This window comes from Streptomyces sp. NBC_00576, assembly GCF_036345175.1.
Lineage (GTDB): Bacteria > Actinomycetota > Actinomycetes > Streptomycetales > Streptomycetaceae > Streptomyces.
On sequence record NZ_CP107780.1, the window covers coordinates 7,312,843 to 7,332,231 of the forward strand.

A 19,389-nucleotide genomic window follows, 5' to 3' on the forward strand; every position below is an offset into this window, starting at 1 on the left:
ACTGCGCGACAAGCCCCCACCGGCCCGCACTCAACGAACTCACCCCAGATACCCCATACGGTGACTGATCTCCGCCGCACCCTTCACCAGCACCGGAGCCAGCTCATGCAACCGCTCCTCGGTGAACCGGTAAGAAGGCCCGGACGCACTCACCGCCGCGACAACCGTCCCGGTGTGGTCCCGGATCGGCGCCGCCATCGCGTGCAGCCCGATCTCCAGCTCCTCCTGCGTCCACGCGTACCCACGCTCCCGCGCCTCCGCGAGGTCCTTCTCCAGCTTCGTCTTCGCCGTGATGGTGTGCGGGGTGACCTTCTTCAGGCCCGCCCCGTTCAGCAGCGAGGCGCGCTCCTTCGCGGGCAGGTGGGCCAGCAGGATCTTGCCGCTGGAGGTGGCGTGCAGCGGGGTCAGCTGGCCGACCCAGTTGTACGCGCTGACGGCTCCCGGGCCGCGTGCCTCGAACAGGTTGACCGCGTAGTGCTCCTGCAGCACGGCGATGTTGACGGTCTCGCCGATCTCCTCGGCGAGCTGTTCGCAGACCGGACGGCCCTGCTGGGTGATGTCGATACTGCCCGTGACCGCGCCGGCCAGCCGCACGATGCCGAAGCCGAGCCGGTACTTGCCGCGCTCGCCTGCCTGCTCCACCAGACCGCGTGCCTCCAGCGCGCCGAGCAGCCGGAACGCCGTGGATTTGTGAACATCGATCTCGGCAGCGACCTCGCTGACGCCTGCCTCGCCACGCTGGGCGAGGATCTCCAGAACGCTGATCGCGCGGTCGACCGACTGCACTCCGCCGGCCTGTGAATTGGACGTTTCGGGGTCTGTGCTGTGGTTGCTCACAACGAAACTATACGCGCAGTAAACAACACCACTGCAAGTAACAGCTCGGAAACCAAGACCTTTCACGTTGCGTGTCCCGCAACCTGGTGCGCATAACGCTACTCGATTAGCATGCCTCGCGTATCTACGGCGCGAGCGAGACGAGAGATCATGGCTCCCCTGCAATACGACTTCGTCATCGTCGGCGGCGGATCGGCCGGCAGCGCACTTGCGAACAGGCTGTCCGCGGACCCGGCGAACCAGGTACTGGTCCTGGAGGCCGGCCGGTCCGACTACCCGTGGGACGTCTTCATCCAGATGCCCGCGGCCCTGACCTACCCCATCGGCAGCCGCTTCTACGACTGGAAGTACGAGTCCGAGCCCGAACCCCACATGGGCGGCCGGCGCGTGTACCACGCGCGCGGCAAGGTGCTCGGCGGCTCCAGCAGCATCAACGGCATGATCTTCCAGCGCGGAAACCCCATGGACTACGAGCGCTGGGCAGCCGACGCCGGCATGGAGAGCTGGGACTACGCGCACTGTCTGCCGTACTTCCGGCGCATGGAGAACTGTCTCGCCGCCGACCCGGACGACGAGTTCCGCGGCCACGACGGCCCCCTCGTCCTCGAACGCGGCCCCGCCACCAACCCGCTCTTCGGCGCCTTCCTCAAGGCCACCGAGGAAGCCGGGTACGCGCCCACGGACGACGTCAACGGGTACCGCCAGGAGGGCTTCGCCAAGTTCGACCGGAACGTCCACCGGGGACGCCGGCTCTCGGCCTCCAAGGCGTACCTCAAGCCAGTACGGAAGCGGCCCAACCTCACCGTCAAGACACGTGCCTTCGTGAACCGGGTCCTCTTCGAGGGCAAGCGGGCCGTCGGTGTCGAGTACCAGCGCGGCAAGGGGGCGCCCCAGCAGGTCCGCGCCAAGGAGGTCATCCTCTGCGGCGGCGCGATCAACTCCCCGCAGCTGCTCCAGCTCTCGGGCGTCGGCAACGCCGAGGAGCTGGGGGCGCTGGGCATCGATGTCGTCCACGATCTCCCCGGTGTCGGCGAGAACATGCAGGACCACCTTGAGGTGTACATCCAGTACGCCTGCAAACAGCCGGTGTCCATGCAGCCGTACCTGGCGAAGTGGCGCGCCCCGTTCATCGGGCTCCAGTGGCTGTTCCGCAAGGGACCGGCGTCCACGAACCACTTCGAGGCCGGGGGCTTCGCCCGCAGCAACGAGGACGTCGACTACCCCAACCTGATGTTCCACTTCCTGCCCATCGCCGTCCGCTACGACGGCTCGTCCCCGGCCGGCGGCCACGGCTACCAGGTGCACGTGGGCCCCATGTACTCCGACGCCATCGGCTCGGTGAAGATCAAGAGCACAGACCCGCGCGAACATCCGGCGCTGCGCTTCAACTACCTCTCCACCGAACAGGACCGGCGCGAGTGGGTCGAGGCGATCCGCGTGGCCCGCAAGCTGCTCAACCAGCCGGCCATGGCTCCGTACAACGACGGAGAGGTCTCGCCGGGGGCGAAGGTGGCGACGGACGAGGAGATCCTCGACTGGGTCGCCAAGGAGGGCGAGACGGCTCTGCACCCGTCCTGCACCTGCAAGATGGGGCCCTCGGCGGACGAGATGGCCGTTGTCGACCCGGAGAGTCTGCGGGTGCACGGTGTGGAGGGGCTGCGGGTCGTCGACGCTTCGGTGATGCCCTACGTCACCAACGGCAACATCTACGCGCCGGTGATGATGATCGCCGAGAAGGCCGCCGATCTGATTCTCGGCAAGCAGCCGCTGCCTGCCTCCAAGGCCGCGTACTACCGCCACCGTGACGCCGACGCCCCGCAGGCCGGGTAGAGGGTGGGTGCCTCAGGACTGAGGGCGCTGCTGGAGCGCGTCCGTTATGAGGTGCTGCCCGCGAAGGCGACCGAGGAGAAGGTCCTCGCCCACGTTCCGCGCGATGTCGTCATCACCGTGACGGCGTCGCCGGTCAAGGGGCTGGAGCCGACCCTCGACCTTGCCGGGCGGCTGGCGGCGCACGGTTATCGCGTCGTCCCGCATGTGCCGGCCCGGCTGCTGCGGGACGACGCGCATCTGAAGGACGTCGTCGACCGGCTGCGCGAGGTGGGCGTGGACGACGTCTTCGTGCCCGCGGGCGACGCGAATCCGCCCGCGGGAGCCTACGAGGGTGCCCTGCCGGTGCTGCGCAGGCTCGGTGAGCTGGGCAGCCCGTTCACGCACGTCGGCGTCACCGGTTACCCCGAGAGCCATCCCCTCATCCACGACGACGTCACCATCCAGGCGATGTGGGACAAGCGCGAGCACGCCACGTACATCGTGAGCAACCTGTGCTTCGACGCGCGCGTGCTGGGGGAGTGGGTCGGGCGGGTGCGGCGCCGGGATGTCTCCCTGCCCGTGTACGTGGGTGTCGCGGGGCCTGTGCAGCGGGCGAAGCTGCTGTCCATGGCGACGAAGATCGGGGTGGGGGAGTCGACGCGCTTCCTGACGAAGCACGCGTCGTGGTTCCTGCGGTTCGCGGCGCCCGGGGGGTACTCGCCGGAGCGGCTGCTCTCCCGGACGGAGGGGGCGCTCACGGCGCCTGGGGCGGGGGTGGCGGGGCTGCACCTGTTCACGTTCAACCAGGTCGCGGAGACGGAGCGGTGGCGGCGGGCTGTGCTGGAACGGTTGGGCGGCTGAGGTTCGCCTCGTGGGCGCGCTGGGAGTGGTGAGCGTTACTGGGGGCTGCCGCCCCCAGACCCCCGCTTCGGCCCTGCAGGGGCCTCGTGCTCAAACGCCGGACGGGCTGAGGGGGCGGCAGCCGGCCTGGTGGTCAGAAGGTGCCGAACTCTCCGGTCTTGACGCTCGCCACGAAGGAGGCGAACGAGGCGGCGGGGATGTCCAGTACCGGACCGTCCGGGTTCTTGGAGTCGCGGACGGGGACCACGCCGCGCGAGACGACGAGGTTCGCGGCAACCGGGGATTCGATCGTCACGGGGTGCCGTCGGGACGAGCTACTACAGCGACGACCCCGGGGAGGGCGGGCGGCTATGTCCGTACTCGGTGCAACATTCGGGAAGCGGTCAACCGCGGCGTGACCGTCCGCATCACTCCTGACGGGGTGTGTCATCTGTCCCGCGGAAGGTGGAGCGCTGCTGAAAATCTCGGGCCCTGGCCCTGGCCCCGGCTCGGGCGAGTCGGGGCCAGTCTTGTAGGCATGCAGGGGGAATGGGCCGGGCGGAGGTCGCGTCCTCGATCGGCGCCGTACAGACCGACCTGAGGCCCTTGGCGGTCTGGTCCTCGTCAGAACGAACCAGTGCGCGCGTACATTTCGTGAGGGTCGTTGCCGATGTAGCTCCAGGCAGTGGCGTAGCTGGTCACATCCTTGTCGTTGAGCATCATCGAGATCATCTCGTTGGTGCCGGTCTTGCGCGAGCAGCCATAGCGCTTGCCGTCACTGTTGCGCCAGACGTTGCAGCCCATGCCGGACCAGTACTGCTCAGGAACAGTGTTGTCGACCACGGCCCACACTGTTCGACACGTGGGGCTGTACCACAGGTTCGCCTGGACGGAGACAGTCTTCCCGTACGTCGAGCTGTAGTAGCGGTCCGTAGCCGACTTGGCCACGTAGGCCCCATGTGCGCAGCCGCTGTATGTGGGGTCCTGCCCGTCGTAGGAAGCCGCGTGGACGTTGCTGGTGAGCAGAAGAGACGAACTGGCGGCCAGCAGCAGGGGGAGAACTGTTCTGAGCAGTCGTGAACTCACGGGAATCAGCCTTTCGGAAAGGGCTAAGGAGCGGTGGACCGTGGTGCGCGAATCCAAGGGCGCGAACGCTTCCTTCGCGCTTCGGGTTGCATGTCAGAGAGCTTCGATTTGCGCAGTCCCCTTGTTTCCTGCGGTGCCGTGGCGATCGCACCGCATGCGACCGGGGATGAGCGGCCGGTCGTTGTCGCAGATGGAAAGCTAGCCGGAAGGGCTTTCCCCTCGCGCCCCACTGTGGGTTGAACTCCGTCTGCAACCAGGGTGGTTGGCGGTGTACCACCTGGGGTGTAGCTGGGGTGGAAAGCGGGGTGGAGCGATTATTCGGGGCCTACGCTCGGACGATGTTCGAGCAGCGCACGTGGAGCCCGGCGGTTCGCAGGGCCTTCCCGCAGGTGGCAGACCTTGTTTATGCGGTGGTTTCGGTCTGGATCTCGAGCACGATGCTGCACAACTGGCCGGACCCGCACGGCTACTGGCGGCACGCCGATGTATGGGCCTACGTGCTGATCGCCCTGGTCTATCTGCCGCTGGCCGCGCGCCGCCGGGCTCCCCTGACCGTACTCATCGGCACGGCGGCCTGCGTGCTGTGTTACTTCACCCTGGCCTACTACCACGTGGTCGTTGTCAGCGGACTGGGCCTGGCGCTCTACACCGTCGCAGCGCGGTGCCCGCGCAGGGTCGCCGCGAAGTGCGCGGCCGCGTCGCTGCTCGTGCTGCTGTGGGGCGCGCGGCTCGCCGAGCCCGGGAACGGCCCGTTCAGCGCGGCCTTCGTGACCGTGATGGTCGCCGTCACCTGGGTGACCGGCGACCGGTCCCGCCGGCTCGCGGAGCGCGGTGAACGGCTCGCGGTGCTCACCGAGCAACTGCGCCTGGAGCAGGAGGAGAAGGCGCAGCGGGCCGTCATGGCCGAGCGGATGAAGATTGCCCGTGAGCTGCACGACGTGATCGCCCACCACGTGTCCGTGATCTCCGTCCAGACCGGCCTGGCCGGATACGTCTTCACCTCCGACCCGAAGACGGCCCGTGAGGCGCTGAAGATCATCGCGGGCAGCGCTCGCGAGGCCATGGCGGAGATGCGCCGGATGCTGGTCGTACTCAGGGAAGGGACCGAGCGTGCCCAGGAGGAAGAGGGGGGCGACCACACCGCGGCCCCCGGACTCGGGCGGCTGGACCAGTTGGCCCGGCGCGTCGAAGCCGCGGGTGTCTCCGTCGACGTCCGGATCACGGGTGCCTCGTTCGCGCTGCCGCCGGGTGTCGATCTGTGTGTCTTCCGGGTCATCCAGGAAGCTCTCACCAACGTCATGAAGCACGCGCCGGCGGCGAACGCGAGTGTCGCGGTGCACTACGACGAGGCCGCGGTCCGTGTCCGGGTGGCCGACGACGGACAGGCAATTCCCGTCGCCACCACCGCGGGGCCCGCCGGCCATGGCCTGATCGGGATGCGTGAGCGGGCCGGTGTCTACGGCGGGACGGTGACCGCCGGCCCCGGCCCGCAGGGCGGCTTCGAAGTCGAACTCACCGTCCCCGTGTCCCGCGACAGGTGAACAAGCGTCTCGGCTCCCGGCCGGGCAGCCGCGAGGGAGGCGACACCACGCCTGCCCACAGTGCTCGTTGATCTGCGCGGAGATCCGTAACCACGAGTCGTCCGAGCTGACCTTCGGCCAGGGAAGCGCGCGCACGTCAGCCTTCGCCGCTTGACGCCGGTTGGCGGTGTACCACCTGGGGTGTAGCTGGGGTGGAAAGCGGGGTGGAGCGATTGCTCGGGGCCTACGCTCGGACGATGTTCGCGCAGCGCACGTGGAGCCCGGCGGTTCGCAGGGCCTTCCCGCAGGTGGCAGACCTCGTCTACGCGGTGGTGTCGCTCGGCATCATGGGCACGATGCTGCGCAACTTGCCGAACTCGCAGGGCTACTGGCGGCACACCGATGTATGGGCCTACGTGCTGCTCGCCCTGGTCTATCTGCCGCTGGCCGTGCGCCGCCGGGCTCCCCTGACCGTGCTCATCGGCACGGCGGCCTGCGCGCTGTGCTATCTCACCCTGGCCTACTACCACCCGGTCGTCGTCTGCGGGCTGTGCCTGGCGTTCTACACCGTCGCGGCGCGGTGCCCGCGCAGGCTCGTGGCGAAGTGCGCCGTGGGGTCGCTGCTCGTGCTGCTGTGGGGCACGCGGCTCGCCGAGCCCGGGATCGGCCCGCTGAGTGTGGTCTTCGTGACCGTGACGGTCGCCGTCACCTGGGTGACCGGCGACCGGTCCCGCCGGCTCGCGGAGCGCGGCGAGCGCCTTGCGGTGCTCAGCGAGCAACTGCGCCTGGAGCAGGAGGAGAAGGCGCAGCGGGCCGTCATGGCCGAGCGCATGAACATAGCGCGTGAACTGCACGACGTGGTCGCCCACCACGTGTCTGCGATCTCCGTCCAGACCGGCCTGGCCGGATACGTCTTCACCTCCGACCCGGGGACGGCCCGTGAGGCGCTGGAGACCATCGCGGGCAGCGCTCACGAGGCCATGGCGGAGATGCGCCGCATGCTGGTCGTGCTCAAGGAAGGGACCGAGCGTGCCCAGGAGGAAGAGGGGGGTGACCACACCGCGGCCCCCGGACTCGGGCGGCTGGACCAGTTGGCCCGGCGCGTCGAAGCCGCGGGTGTCTCCGTCGACGTCCGGATCACGGGTGCCTCGTTCGCGCTGCCGCCGGGTGTCGATCTGTGTGTCTTCCGGGTCATCCAGGAAGCTCTCACCAACGTCATGAAGCACGCGCCGGCGGCGAACGCGAGTGTCGCGGTGCACTTCGACGAGGCCGCGGTCCGTGTCCGGGTGGCCGACGACGGACAGGCAATTCCCGTCGCCACCACCGCGGGGCCCGGCGGTCATGGTTTGATCGGGATGCGTGAGCGGGCCGGTGTCTACGGCGGGACGGTGACGGCAGGCCCTGGCCCGCAGGGCGGGTTCGAAGTCGCGCTGATGGTTCCGGTGTCCCGCGACAGGTGAACAAGCGTCTCGGCTCCAGGCCGGGCAGCCGCAGGAAGGCGACACCACGCATGCCCACAGTGCTTGTCGTAGACGACCAGTTCCTCATCCGCTCGGGACTCGTCGCACTCCTGCGGGCCGCACCGGGAATCGAGGTCATCGGCGAGGCGCGGGACGGCGGGGAGGCCATCGAGATCGCCACGCGGACCAGACCCGACGTCATCCTGATGGACATTCGCATGCCGGGCATCAGCGGGATCACCGCCACCGAGCGCATCCTCGCCCAGGCCGCGCCCCCGCCCCCCAAGGTCCTCGTCCTGACCACCTTCGACCTCGACGAGTACGTCTACGGCGCTCTCAAGGTCGGCGCCTGCGGCTTCCTGCTCAAAGACACTCCACCGGACCGGCTGCTCGCCGCCATCGACACCGTGCACGCCGGCGACATGCTGTTCAGCGCCCCAGTGATCAAAGGACTCATCGAGACCTACACCCCCCGCCCGGCCGCATCCGAGCCGCACTCCGCGCTGGACACCCTGACCCCCAGGGAGTTGGAGGTCCTCGGGCTCGTCGGGGCGGGCATGTCCAACTCCGACATCGCCCAGCGGCTCGTGCTCAGCACGGCGACCATCAAGACACACGTCCACCGCTGCATGAGCAAGCTCACCCTGAACAGCAGGGCACAGGCGGTGGTCTTCGCGTACGAGACCGGACTGATCTCCCGCAGCCCCGCCGCCCGGGGCATGGACAACACCTGAGGTGTTGGAACCGCCATGTCGTCAAAGGCGCCCGGGAGCGACAAAGGAGCGCGACCGCCGCCCGGCCCTCGCGGCCTGGCGCGGTGAGTGGGAGATGATCGAAGCCGTCGCAGCGGGGCCCGACGCCGCGAGGGCCCGACTGGGTGGGAAAAGCGCGCGACCTGGGCTGTACTCACCCGGCCTGTATACGAACCTCAGCGGAAAACCACCGTCCGATTCCCCTCCACCATCACCCGGCTCTCGCTGTGCCACTTCACCGCATGCGCCAGCACCTGCGCCTCCACATCCCGCCCCACCGTCACCAGCTCCCCGGGGTCGAGCGAGTGGTCCACCCGGACCACGTCCTGCTCGATGATCTGCCCCTCGTCCAGGTCGGACGTCACATAGTGCGCCGTCGCGCCCACGAGCTTCACGCCGCGGTCGTAGGCCTGCTCGTACGGACGCGCGCCCTTGAAGCTCGGGAGGAAGGAGTGGTGGATGTTGATCGCGCGCCCCTCCAACTGCTTGCACAGGTCGTCGGTGAGGACCTGCATATAGCGGGCCAGCACCACCAGGTCGACGTCCAGCTCGCGCACCAGCTCCAGCAGCCGCGCCTCCGCCTCCGGCTTGGTGTCCCGCGTCACCGGGATGTGGTGGAAGGGGATGCCGTAGCTCTCCGCCAGGCCCTCGAAGTCGCGGTGGTTGGAGACGATGGCCGGGATCTCGATGTTGAGGCCGCCCGTGCGGCAACGGAAGAGGAGGTCGTTCAGGCAGTGGCCGAACCTGGACACCATGATCAGGGTCCGGGTCGGCGTCGACGCGTCCCGCAGGGTCCAGGAGATGCCGTAGGCCTCGGCGACGGGACCGAATCGGTAACGCAGGTTTTCCAGGTCGGCGTTCGGATCGGAAACATCGAAGTGGACCCTCATGAAGAAACGGCCCTGGAGCCGATCATCGAACTGTTGGCTCTCCAGGATGTTTCCCGAGTTCCGGACGAGAAAGCCGCTCACGGCGTGGACCAGCCCCGAGCTGTCGGGGCACGAGAGGGTGAGGACGTACTCACTGCCAGGTACGGGTCGAGGAAACTTAGGGGACACGTCGACCTCCGTCGGTGCGTATTGCACAACATGGTGAGCGATACGCAACATGGTCGGCTCGGTGACCGCTCCGGTCAAGGGCGGCCGAGGAACTGCGCTCATGACTGTCGACGCCACCGCGCTCGCGGCTTCGCGCCCAGCCGCCCGCCTGTCGAAATCGTCATCCGCCAACTACTTGACGTATGTCCGCACATTCGCGAGGGTGTTCCACCACGAGCAATTGGGTGCACGATGCGCAACGAATTCCTGTGGAAAGGCTTGGCGCGTGGCAGACCTGTATGTGGACGGTGAATGGCGGGAACCGGTTGCCGGTGGCCGCCGGGAAATACGATGTCCCGCTGACGGCAGGCTCGCCGCCACCGTCTCGGAAGGGACGCGGCCCGACGCCGAGGCCGCGATCGCCGCCGCCCGCCGTGCCTTCGACACAGGACCCTGGCCGCGTACTCCCGAACGGGAGCGTGGCCAGTTGCTGCTGCGCACCGCGGACATCATGGAGCGCGACGCCAAGGAGTTCGCCCGCGCCGAGTCGCTGGACACCGGCAAGCGGCTGGTCGAGAGCGAGTACGACATCGCCGACGTCGTCTCCTGCTTCCGCCACTACGGCGGGATCGGCGGCACCGACGCCGGCCGGGTGATCGACACCGGCCGCGACGACGCCGTCAGCCGGGTGGTGTACGAGCCCATCGGTGTGTGCGGGCTCATCACTCCCTGGAACTACCCCCTTCTGCAAGCCAGTTGGAAGGTCGCCCCGGCCCTCCTCGCCGGCAACACGATCGTCCTCAAGCCCAGTGAGCTCACCCCCTCCACCTCGATCCTCCTGATGCGGGCGCTGGCGGAAGCCGGACTCCCGGCGGGTGCCGCGAACCTCGTGCTGGGTGCCGGGCCCGAGGTGGGTGCGCCGCTCTCCGAGGACCCCGCCGTCGACATGGTCTCCTTCACCGGGGGCCTGGAGACCGGCAAGCGCATCATGGCCACCGCCGCCGCCGGCGTGAAGAAGGTGGCCCTGGAACTCGGCGGCAAGAACCCCAACGTCGTGTTCGCCGACGCCGACTTCGAGACGGCCGTGGACTTCGCGCTCACCGCCGTGTTCCTGCACTCCGGGCAGGTCTGTTCCGCCGGTGCGCGGCTCATCGTCGAGGATTCCCTCCACGACCGGTTCGTGGACGAGGTCGTGCGGCGCGCCCGGCAGATCCGGCTCGGCGGGCCCTTCGACCCCGAGGCCGAGACCGGCGCGCTGATCTCCGCCCAGCACCTGGAGAAGGTCGAGGCGTATGTCGCGGCCGGGCTGGCTGAAGGTGCCGTACTGCGCTGCGGTGGTGAGCGGCCGAGCGATCCCTCGCTCGCCGACGGCCACTACTATCCGCCCACCGTGCTCGACGAGTGCACTCAGGACATGCGGGTGGTGCACGAGGAGTCCTTCGGGCCCGTGCTCACCGTGGAGCGTTTCAGCGGCGACGAGGACGATGCCGTACGCATCGCCAACGACACCGAGTACGGACTCGCCGGGGCCGTGTGGACGCAGGATGCCGGGAAGGCCCAGCGGGTCGCCCGGCGGCTGCGCCACGGCACCGTGTGGATCAACGACTACCACCCCTATGTGCCGCAGGCGGAATGGGGTGGTTTCGGGCACTCGGGTGTCGGCCGGGAGCTGGGACCGAGCGGCCTTGACGAGTACCGAGAGCCCAAGCACATCTGGCAGAACATCCAACCCCGGCCGCAGCACTGGTTCCGCGGCTGAACGCCGAAAAGAGGTCGATCGTGACCCCAGTACAGACCGAGGTGCCGCAGCGGCGCGGCACGCCCCAGGACTCGGACGGCACGCCGGTCATCTCCGTGCGCGGCCTGTGGAAGGTGTTCGGGCCGAAGGCCGAGCGGGTGCCGGAGTCGGAGGAGCTGTGCGGGCTCACCCGACGCGAGCTGATGGACCGTACGGGATGTACCGCCGCCGTACGCGACATCGACTTCGACGTGGCGCCCGGCGAGGTGTTCGTGGTCATGGGTCTGTCGGGTTCCGGCAAGTCGACCCTGGTGCGATGTCTCACCCGGCTGATCGAACCCACCGCCGGTGAGATCGTCTTCGAGGGCGAGAACATCCGCGACGCCGACGACAAGCGGCTGCGCGAGCTGCGCCGCGAGAAGTTCTCCATGGTCTTCCAGCACTTCGGGCTGCTTCCGCACCGGCGCGTTGTCGACAACGTCAGCTTCGGGCTGGAGATCCGCGGGATGGGCAAGGCCGAGCGTATGAAGCGGGCCCTGGAGGTTGTGGAGCTGGTCGGGCTTTCCGGGTACGAGAACTCCTACCCCGATCAGCTCTCCGGCGGTATGCAGCAACGCGTGGGCCTGGCAAGGGCGTTGGCGGGCGATCCGGAAGTCCTTCTCTTCGACGAGCCGTTCTCGGCGCTCGATCCGCTGATCCGCCGTGACATGCAGAACGAGGTCATCCGGCTGCACCACGAGGTCGGCAAGACGATGGTGTTCATCACCCACGACCTCTCCGAGGCGCTCAAACTGGGCGACCGCATCCTCATCATGCGCGACGGCAAGATGGTTCAGTGCGGTACGGGAGATGAGCTGGTGGGCGCTCCCGCCGACGACTACGTACGCGAGTTCGTGAAGGACGTGCCGCGTGCCGACGTCCTCACCCTGCGCTGGATCATGCGCCCGCCGGTGGACGGCGACGATCTGGGCGGCCCCGAGCTGGGTCCGGACGTCGTGGTGCGGGAAGCCACCCGGGCTGTCCTCGCCGCCGAGAAGCCGGTCAAGGTCGTCGAGAACGGCAAGCTGATCGGCCTGGTCGGCGACGAGGAGATCCTCGCGGTGGTCGCCGGGCAGGAAGGCGGCGACAAGCGATGACCGTCGCCATGGAGAAACCCCCGGTACCGGAGCCGCCGCAGGAGACGGACGCCGTGTCCGAGGCGGCGCCCGCAGCGGCCGTACGGCGGGTCAGCCGCCGCATGGTGGTCGGGGCGATCCTGGTCGTCTGGCTGGTGCTGTTCGCCGTACTGCGCGGCACGAACACCCTGACGCTCGCGGCGGCGGACCTCACCGATCTGCACCGGTGGCTGAACGACGTCAACGACTCGATCGGCGCCAACCGCAACTCCAACCCGCTCTTCCTCTACTTCTTCAACGAGATCCGCCTGGTCATCGACAACCTGGCGACCCTCGTCCAGCACCTGATCTCCCAGCCGTCCGACACCCGCCCCCTGCCGCAGATCGGGTGGCTCGGTGTCGTCGGCATCGCCGGGTTCGTGTCCTGGGCCGTGGGCAACTGGCGGGTGGCGCTGCTGACCGTGGCGGGGTTCACCTTCTTCGGGCTCCAGGGCCTGTGGCAGGAGAGCATGGACACGCTCGCGCTGACGCTCTCCGCGGTGTTCGTGGCGCTGCTGTTCGCGATCCCGCTGGGCGTGTGGGCGGGGCTGTCCGACCGGGTCAACCGGATCATGACGCCGTTCCTCGACTTCATGCAGACGATGCCCACCATGGTCTACCTCGCCCCGCTGACCCTGTTCTTCCTCATCGGCGGCGCCTCCGCCACCATCGCCACCGTCATCTACGCGGCGCCGCCGGCGATCCGAATCACCGCGCACGCCATCCGGTCCGTGCCGGAGACCACCGTCGAGGCGGCCGACTCGCTGGGCGCGACCCGCTGGCAGTCGCTGCTGAAGGTCCTGCTGCCGATGTCGAAGCGGACCGTGGTGATGGGCATCAACCAGACGATCATGGCGGCCCTCGCCATGGTGACCATCGCCGCCCTGATCGACGCGCCCGGCCTGGGCAAGACCGTCATCCAGGCCCTGCAGTCGCTCGACGTGGGTACGGCCTTCAATGCGGGCCTAGCCATCGTGGTCATGGCCATCGTCCTCGACCGCGTCACGACCGCGGCGAGTGTGCGTGAGGAGGCGGCCCGGCGCTCGGGCGGCCGACTCCTCGCCAGGCGGCGGCAGTTGGTGGTGGCCGGAGCGGCCGTCACCGCCGTCCTCGTCTACCTGTCGCACACCTACCTATGGGCGGCAGAGTTCCCCGGCGAGGGCAGTGTCGGCAGCTCCGTCGCGAGCGGCGCCGACACCGCGAGCACCTGGGTGCAGGACAACCTGTCGGGCCTCACCAACGCCTTCCGGGACGCCCTCACCAACGGTCTGCTCAACCCGTTCCAGACCCTGCTCACCGACTCCCCCTGGTGGCTCGTCGGCGCGGTCCTGATCGGGCTGGGCACGGTACTCGGCGGCTGGCGGTCCGGGGTCACCACGGCCGTGTGCGTCGGTCTGCTGGTCGCCACCGGTGTCTGGTCGGACAGCATGACGACCCTGGCGTCCACGCTCGTGGCCACGGTCATGACGCTGCTGCTGGCCGTCGTCGTCGGCGTGTGGATGGGGCGCAGCCCGCTCGCGGACCGCCTGATCCGTCCCACCCTGGACGCGGCACAGGTCATGCCGCCGTTCGTCTACCTCGTACCGTTCCTCGCGCTGTTCGGCGCGACCCGCTTCACGGCGATCGTCGCGGCCATCGTCTACGCGGCACCCGTCGCCATGAAGATCATCGCGGACGGGATACGGAACGTGCCCGCGACCACCGTGGAAGCGGCCACCTCCGCCGGGTGCAACACCTGGCAGATCATCACCAAGGTCCAGCTGCCGATGGCACGAGGAGCCCTGACCCTGGCCACCAATCAGGGTCTGATCTACGTGCTGTCGATGGTTGTTGTGGGCGGCCTGGTAGGCGCGGGCGCCCTCGGCTACGACGTCGTGGCCGGCTTCTCGCAGGGGCAGCTGTACGGGAAGGGGCTGGCGGCGGGGCTGGCCATCGTCCTTCTCGGAGTCATGTTCGACCGGATCACTCAGGCAGCGGCGCGGCGTACCAGCGCGTAAGGAGCTAACCCACCATGGCAAGGCAAGCAACGAAGTGGAGAGCCGGCGCGGTCGGCACAGCCGTCCTCGCCCTCACCCTCACCGCCTGCGGCGGCGCGAAGGTAGGCGACGACCCCGCGGGCTCCGACACCTCTTCCGGGTCCTCCGCGAAGTGCGGCACCTTCAACCTCGCGGTCAACCCGTGGGTCGGCTACGAGGCGAACGCGGCGGTCGTCGCGTACGTCGCGGAGCAGGACCTCGGCTGCAAGGTCACCAAGAAGGACCTGAAGGAAGCGATCGCCTGGCAGGGCTTCGGGACGGGCGAGGTCGATGCCGTCATCGAGAACTGGGGCCACGACGACCTGAAGAAGAAGTACATCACCGACCAGAAGACGGCCGTCGAGGTCGGCGCGACCGGCAACGAAGGTCTGATCGGCTGGTACGTGCCGCCGTGGCTGGCCAAGGCGCACCCGGACATCACCGACTGGAACAACCTCGACAAGTACGCGGCGAAGTTCAAGACCTCCGAGTCGGGCGGCAAGGGCCAGCTCCTCGACGGCGACCCGTCGTTCGTCACCAACGACGAGGCGCTGGTGAAGAACCTGAAGCTGGACTTCAAGGTGGTGTACGCGGGCAGCGAGACCGCGCTCATCCAGGCCTTCCGCAAGGCGGAGAAGAACAAGGAATGGGTGATCGGCTACTTCTACGAGCCCCAGTGGTTCATGGCCGAGGTGCCCCTCGTCAAGATCAAGCTGCCCGAGTACAAGGCGGGTTGCGACGCCGACCTGGAGAAGGTCGCGTGCGACTACCCCGTGTACAAGCTCGACAAGATCGTCAGCGCGAAGTTCGCCAAGTCGGGCAGCCCGGCCTATGACCTGGTCAAGAACTTCACCTGGACGAACGACGACCAGAACACCGTGGCCAAGTACATAGCCGAGGACAAGATGACCCCCGAGGCGGCGGCGAAGAAGTGGGTCGACGCCAACAAGGCGAAGGTCGACGCCTGGATCAAGTAGTGCCTGGAGTGGGTTGAGCACGGCTGCCCGGTGGGCGGTGCGCGTACGCGTGCGCCGGCTGCCGGGCACTGCTGTGTTTCGCCCCCGCCGCCCCTACCTGTCCCATCCTCGGGGGCGCTGCCCCCGAACCCCCGTTCGCGCCGAAAGCGCTCGTCCTCAAACGCCGGACGGGCTGGTGGGTGGGCCCTTGACACCCACCTGCACGACAGGCACATTGAGTTGCGCAACCTGAGTCATGTTGCGTAGACAGCAACTGACACTGAGGGCCTGGACTGGTTTTCAACCGGAGGTGCGGCGATGGCGGGACCCCGAGTGGTCATCATCGGAGCGGGCGTCGTTGGCGCGGCACTCGCGGACGAGATCTCCGCACGAGGCTGGACCGAAGTGACCGTGGTCGACCAGGGCCCGCTGCCCGCCACCGGGGGATCGTCGTCGCACGCCCCGGGCCTGGTCTTCCAGACGAACTCGTCCAAGACGATGACCGAGCTGGCCCGCTACACCGTCGAGAAGTTCTGCTCCCTGGACGTCGACGGCCAGCCCTGCTTCCTCCAGGTCGGCGGCCTCGAAGTGGCCACCACCCCCGAGCGCCTCACCGAACTGCACCGCCGGCACGGTTGGATCACGTCCTGGGGCATCGAGTCCCGCCTGCTGACCGCCGACGAGTGCGTGGAACACCACCCGCTGGTCAACCGCGACCGGGTCCTCGGCGGCCTCCTGGTCCCCACGGACGGCCTCGCCAAGGCGGTCCTCGCCGTCGAGGCGCAGATCCGCCGGGCCACCGAACGAGGCGTGAGCTTCCTGCCCCGCCACGAGGTACTGGACGTACAGCAGACCGACGGCCAGGTCACGGGCGTTCTCACCTCCGAGGGCGAGATCCCGGCCGACATCGTCGTGTGCTGCGCCGGCATCTGGGGCCCGAAGATCGCCCGCATGGTAGGTCTCAACCTCCCCCTCACCCCCCTGGCCCACCAGCTGGCCTGGACCGGCCCGGTCCCCGCCCTCGCGGGCCAGACCGAGGAGGCGGTCCGCCCGATCCTGCGCCACCAGGACGCCGACCTCTACTACCGCGACCGCTTCGACACCATCGGCATCGGCTACTACGGCCACCGCCCGATGCCGATCTCGGCCGACGACATCCTCTCCTTCGACGAGGCGGACACGGCCGGGGGGATGCCCTCGGTGCTGAAGTTCACCGAGGACGACTTCGAGCCCGCCTGGACGGAGACACAGTCACTCCTCCCCTCGACGAAGGAAGCGAAGGTCGAGGAGGGCATCAACGGTCTGTTCTCCTTCACCACCGACAACTTCCCGCTCCTCGGCGAGTCCCCGGACGTCAAGGGCTTCTGGGTCGCCGAGGCGGTGTGGGTCACCCACTCGGCGGGCGTGGGCAGGGCCATGGCCGAGTGGCTGGTCGACGGTTTCTGTTCCTCCTTCGACCTGCACGAGTGCGACCTCAACCGCTTCGAGCCGCACCAGCTCTCCCCGGAGTACGTCCTGGCCCGCGACTGCCAGAACTTCGTCGAGGTCTACGACATCCTCCACCCCCTCCAGCCGTCCGGGCACCCGCGCCCGATCCGCACCAGCCCCTTCCACACCCGTCAGAAGGAACTGGGCGCCTTCTTCCTGGAGGCGAACGGCTGGGAACGCCCGCAGTGGTACGAGGCCAACGCACCCCTGGTGGCAGGCCGTTCGGTACCCACCCCGGGCGACTGGGCGGCGCAGTACTGGTCGCCGATCGTCGGCGCCGAGGCCCAGGCGACCCGCGAGACGGTCGCGATGTACGACATGACGGCCCTCAAACGCCTGGAGGTGACCGGCCCGGGTGCCGCCGCCTTCCTGGAGGGTCTGACGACCAGCAAGGTGGCCAAGTCGGTCGGCTCGGTGACGTACACCCTGCTCCTGGACCACGACGGTGGCATCCGCAGCGACGTCACCGTGGCCCGCCTCGGCCGCGACCTCTTCCAGGTGGGTGCCAACGGCAACCTGGACCTCGACTGGTTCACCCGTCACCTCCCGGCCGACGGCACGGTCCAGGTCCGCGACATCACCCCGGGCACGTGCTGCATCGGCCTGTGGGGCCCGCTGGCCCGCAAGGTCCTCCAGCCCCTGACGGACGAGGACTTCTCGAACGACGGCCTGAAGTACTTCCGCGCCAAGCGCGCCTACATCGGCAGCGTCCCGGTGACGGCGATGCGCCTGTCGTACGTCGGCGAACTCGGCTGGGAGCTCTACACCACCGCAGACCAGGGCCAGAAACTCTGGGACACCCTCTGGCAGGCGGCGCAGCCGCTGGGCGGCATCGCGGCGGGCCGCGGCGCCTTCAACAGCCTCCGCCTGGAGAAGGGCTACCGCTCCTTCGGCACCGACATGACGTACGAGCACGACCCGTACGAGGCCGGCGTCGGCTTCGCGGTGAAGCTCGACAAGGGCGACTTCGTCGGCAAGGCGGCACTGGAACGCCGTAAGACGGACGTACGACGCAAGCTCACCTGCCTGACGATCGAGGACCCCCGGTCGGTGGTGATGGGCAAGGAACCGGTGTACGACGAGGGTGACCGGCCCGTCGGCTACGTCACCAGCGCCTCCTACGGCTACACGATCGGCAAGGGCATCGCCTACGCCTGGCTGCCCGCCGAACTGGCCATCCCTGGAACGGCGTTGACCATCGGCTACTTCGACCAGCGCGTAGAGGCCGTGGTCGCCGAGGAGCCTCTGTTCGACCCGACGATGTCCCGCCTCCGTGGGTAGGCGCTCCGCTGGGAGGGCGGCGATGAATCTGCGGGCCGGTGGGGGCTGGTCGCGCCCCGCGGCGGAGCCGCAGATGGGTACCGCCCCGCGCCCCTTTCGGGGCGCGGTTGCGCACCCGACTTCGCCGGAGGCGCTCAGCACCCCCAGTCCACTCACCGCAGAAGACGGAGACGCGCGATGAGCCCCCGTACCCCCGGCGCCGAGCTGCCGGAGCACCCCGACTGGCTGTGGCGCACGCCCGAGCCGAAGCGCAGCTATGACGTGATCGTCGTGGGCGGCGGCGGACATGGCCTCGCCACCGCCCACTACCTGGCGAAGAACCACGGCATCACCAACGTCGCCGTGCTGGAGAAGGGGTGGCTGGCGGGCGGCAACATGGCCCGCAACACCACGATCATCCGCTCCAACTACCTGTGGGACGAGAGCGCGGGCATCTACGAGCACTCGCTGAAACTGTGGGAGGGCCTGGAGGAGGAGCTGGACTACCCCATCCTCTTCTCGCAGCGCGGCGTGCTGAACCTGGCCCACAGCCTCCAGGACGTCCGCGACAGCGTGCGCCGGGTGGAGGCCAACCGCCTGAACGGTGTGGACGCGGAGTGGCTGGACGCCGAGCAGGTGAGGGAAGTCTGCCCGATCGTCAACATCTCGCCGGACGTGCGTTATCCGGTGATGGGCGGCACCTACCAGCCGCGTGCGGGCATCGCGAAGCACGACCACGTGGCGTGGGGCCTGGCCCGCTCGGCGGACGCGGCCGGCATCGACATCATCCAGAACTGTGAGGTCACGGGCCTGGATGTGGTCGGCGGCAGGGTGGTCGGGGTTCAGACGACCCTGGGCCCGATCGCGGCGGGCAAGGTGGCGCTGTGCTCGGCGGGCCACAGCTCGGTCCTGGCGGCGATGGCGGGCATCGAACTCCCGCTCCAGAGCCACCCGTTGCAGGCGTTGGTCTCCGAACTCCTCGAACCCGTGCACCCGACGGTGGTGATGTCCAACGCGGTCCACGTGTACGTCAGCCAGGCGCACAAGGGTGAGTTGGTGATGGGCGCGGGCATCGACTCGTACAACTCGTACACACAGCGCGGCGCGTTCCACATCATCGAGGAACAGATGTCGGCGGCCCTGGAACTCTTCCCGGTCTTCGCGCGGGCCCATGTGCTGCGTACATGGGGAGGCATCGTCGACGTGAGCCCGGATGCGTCGCCGATCGTCGGCCTCACCCCGGTGGACAACCTCTACCTCAACTGCGGCTGGGGAACGGGCGGTTTCAAGGCGACCCCGGGCGTCGGCTGGGTCTACGCCCACACGATCGCCCACGACACCCCCCACCCCCTCAACGCCCCCTTCTCGCTCGACCGTTTCACCACCGGCGCGCTCGTCGACGAGCACGGCGCGGCCGCGGTGGCCCACTAGGGATCC

Annotated in this window: 14 protein-coding genes and 1 pseudogene; 11 read left to right on the forward strand and 4 right to left on the reverse strand. The window is 68.6% G+C overall.

The window, feature by feature from the left end; translation table 11 throughout:
* Positions 1-39: 39 nt before the first annotated feature.
* Positions 40-786 carry an IclR family transcriptional regulator gene (locus tag OG734_RS31965; RefSeq protein WP_330293864.1) on the reverse strand — a complete coding sequence of 249 codons (747 nt, stop codon included), beginning with the start codon at positions 784-786 and terminating at the stop codon, positions 40-42.
* Between the two features lie 201 nt (positions 787-987).
* Between OG734_RS31965 and betA the strand changes: the two genes are divergently transcribed.
* Together betA and OG734_RS31975 are read left to right on the forward strand one after the other, a co-directional pair.
* A complete protein-coding gene (gene betA, locus OG734_RS31970) occupies positions 988-2,667 on the forward strand; it encodes a choline dehydrogenase (protein WP_330290903.1) in 1,680 nt (559 codons plus the stop codon).
* 3 nt (positions 2,668-2,670) lie between these two features.
* Entirely contained in the window at positions 2,671-3,507 is an 837-nt protein-coding gene (locus OG734_RS31975; protein ID WP_330290904.1) for a 5,10-methylenetetrahydrofolate reductase, read from the forward strand.
* Positions 3,508-3,640: 133 nt separating this feature from the next.
* Here the strand turns inward: OG734_RS31975 and OG734_RS31980 are convergent.
* Positions 3,641-3,784: pseudogene (locus OG734_RS31980) on the reverse strand (DUF397 domain-containing protein); the annotation flags it as partial.
* A gap of 326 nt (positions 3,785-4,110) precedes the next feature.
* Positions 4,111-4,572 (reverse strand): DUF2690 domain-containing protein, encoded by a 462-nt coding sequence (locus OG734_RS31985; RefSeq protein WP_330290906.1) that lies wholly within the window; start codon positions 4,570-4,572, stop codon positions 4,111-4,113.
* A gap of 338 nt (positions 4,573-4,910) precedes the next feature.
* Between OG734_RS31985 and OG734_RS31990 the strand changes: the two genes are divergently transcribed.
* The 3 genes from OG734_RS31990 to OG734_RS32000 all read left to right on the forward strand — a co-directional run bounded on the left by OG734_RS31990 (position 4,911) and on the right by OG734_RS32000 (position 8,286).
* On the forward strand, positions 4,911-6,113 hold the full coding sequence (locus OG734_RS31990) for a sensor histidine kinase (RefSeq protein WP_330290907.1): 1,203 nt from the start codon (positions 4,911-4,913) through the stop codon (positions 6,111-6,113).
* Between the two features lie 236 nt (positions 6,114-6,349).
* Positions 6,350-7,552: a sensor histidine kinase gene (locus tag OG734_RS31995; protein ID WP_330290908.1), complete on the forward strand. Its 1,203-nt coding sequence runs from the start codon at positions 6,350-6,352 to the stop codon at positions 7,550-7,552.
* A gap of 50 nt (positions 7,553-7,602) precedes the next feature.
* Positions 7,603-8,286, forward strand: coding sequence for a response regulator transcription factor (locus OG734_RS32000; RefSeq protein ID WP_330290909.1), 684 nt, complete (start codon positions 7,603-7,605; stop codon positions 8,284-8,286).
* A gap of 194 nt (positions 8,287-8,480) precedes the next feature.
* On the opposite strand, the gene purU is transcribed toward OG734_RS32000, so the two are convergent.
* A complete protein-coding gene (gene purU / locus OG734_RS32005; RefSeq protein WP_330290910.1) occupies positions 8,481-9,362 on the reverse strand; it encodes a formyltetrahydrofolate deformylase in 882 nt (293 codons plus the stop codon).
* Positions 9,363-9,627: 265 nt separating this feature from the next.
* On the opposite strand from purU, the gene OG734_RS32010 reads away from it, so the two are divergent.
* From OG734_RS32010 to OG734_RS32035, 6 genes are all read left to right on the forward strand, one after another.
* Positions 9,628-11,100: an aldehyde dehydrogenase family protein gene (locus OG734_RS32010; RefSeq protein WP_330290911.1), complete on the forward strand. Its 1,473-nt coding sequence runs from the start codon at positions 9,628-9,630 to the stop codon at positions 11,098-11,100.
* Positions 11,101-11,120: 20 nt separating this feature from the next.
* The gene (locus OG734_RS32015) at positions 11,121-12,215 is read left to right on the forward strand and encodes a quaternary amine ABC transporter ATP-binding protein (RefSeq protein ID WP_330290912.1); all 1,095 of its coding nucleotides are present in this window, start codon (positions 11,121-11,123) and stop codon (positions 12,213-12,215) included.
* Positions 12,212-14,230: an ABC transporter permease gene (locus OG734_RS32020; protein WP_330290913.1), complete on the forward strand. Its 2,019-nt coding sequence runs from the start codon at positions 12,212-12,214 to the stop codon at positions 14,228-14,230. The genes OG734_RS32015 and OG734_RS32020 overlap by 4 nt, the downstream gene beginning before the upstream one ends.
* A 14-nt stretch (positions 14,231-14,244) precedes the next feature.
* Positions 14,245-15,225: an ABC transporter substrate-binding protein gene (locus OG734_RS32025; RefSeq protein WP_330290914.1), complete on the forward strand. Its 981-nt coding sequence runs from the start codon at positions 14,245-14,247 to the stop codon at positions 15,223-15,225.
* Positions 15,226-15,522: 297 nt separating this feature from the next.
* Entirely contained in the window at positions 15,523-17,973 is a 2,451-nt protein-coding gene (locus OG734_RS32030; protein WP_330290915.1) for a GcvT family protein, read from the forward strand.
* A gap of 177 nt (positions 17,974-18,150) precedes the next feature.
* Complete coding sequence (locus OG734_RS32035) at positions 18,151-19,383, forward strand: sarcosine oxidase subunit beta family protein (protein ID WP_330290916.1); 1,233 nt, start codon at positions 18,151-18,153, stop codon at positions 19,381-19,383.
* The last annotated feature ends 6 nt before the right edge of the window (positions 19,384-19,389 follow it).

Coding starts and splice junctions, on each gene's coding strand:
- OG734_RS31990 (WP_330290907.1), top strand. CDS start 4,911: ATGTTCGAGCAGCGCACGTGGAGCCCGGCGGTTCGCAGGGCCTTCCCG.
- OG734_RS32025 (WP_330290914.1), top strand. CDS start 14,245: ATGGCAAGGCAAGCAACGAAGTGGAGAGCCGGCGCGGTCGGCACAGCC.
- OG734_RS32020 (WP_330290913.1), top strand. CDS start 12,212: ATGACCGTCGCCATGGAGAAACCCCCGGTACCGGAGCCGCCGCAGGAG.
- OG734_RS32035 (WP_330290916.1), top strand. CDS start 18,151: ATGAGCCCCCGTACCCCCGGCGCCGAGCTGCCGGAGCACCCCGACTGG.
- OG734_RS32000 (WP_330290909.1), top strand. CDS start 7,603: ATGCCCACAGTGCTTGTCGTAGACGACCAGTTCCTCATCCGCTCGGGA.
- betA (WP_330290903.1), top strand. CDS start 988: ATGGCTCCCCTGCAATACGACTTCGTCATCGTCGGCGGCGGATCGGCC.
- OG734_RS32030 (WP_330290915.1), top strand. CDS start 15,523: ATGGCGGGACCCCGAGTGGTCATCATCGGAGCGGGCGTCGTTGGCGCG.
- OG734_RS31995 (WP_330290908.1), top strand. CDS start 6,350: ATGTTCGCGCAGCGCACGTGGAGCCCGGCGGTTCGCAGGGCCTTCCCG.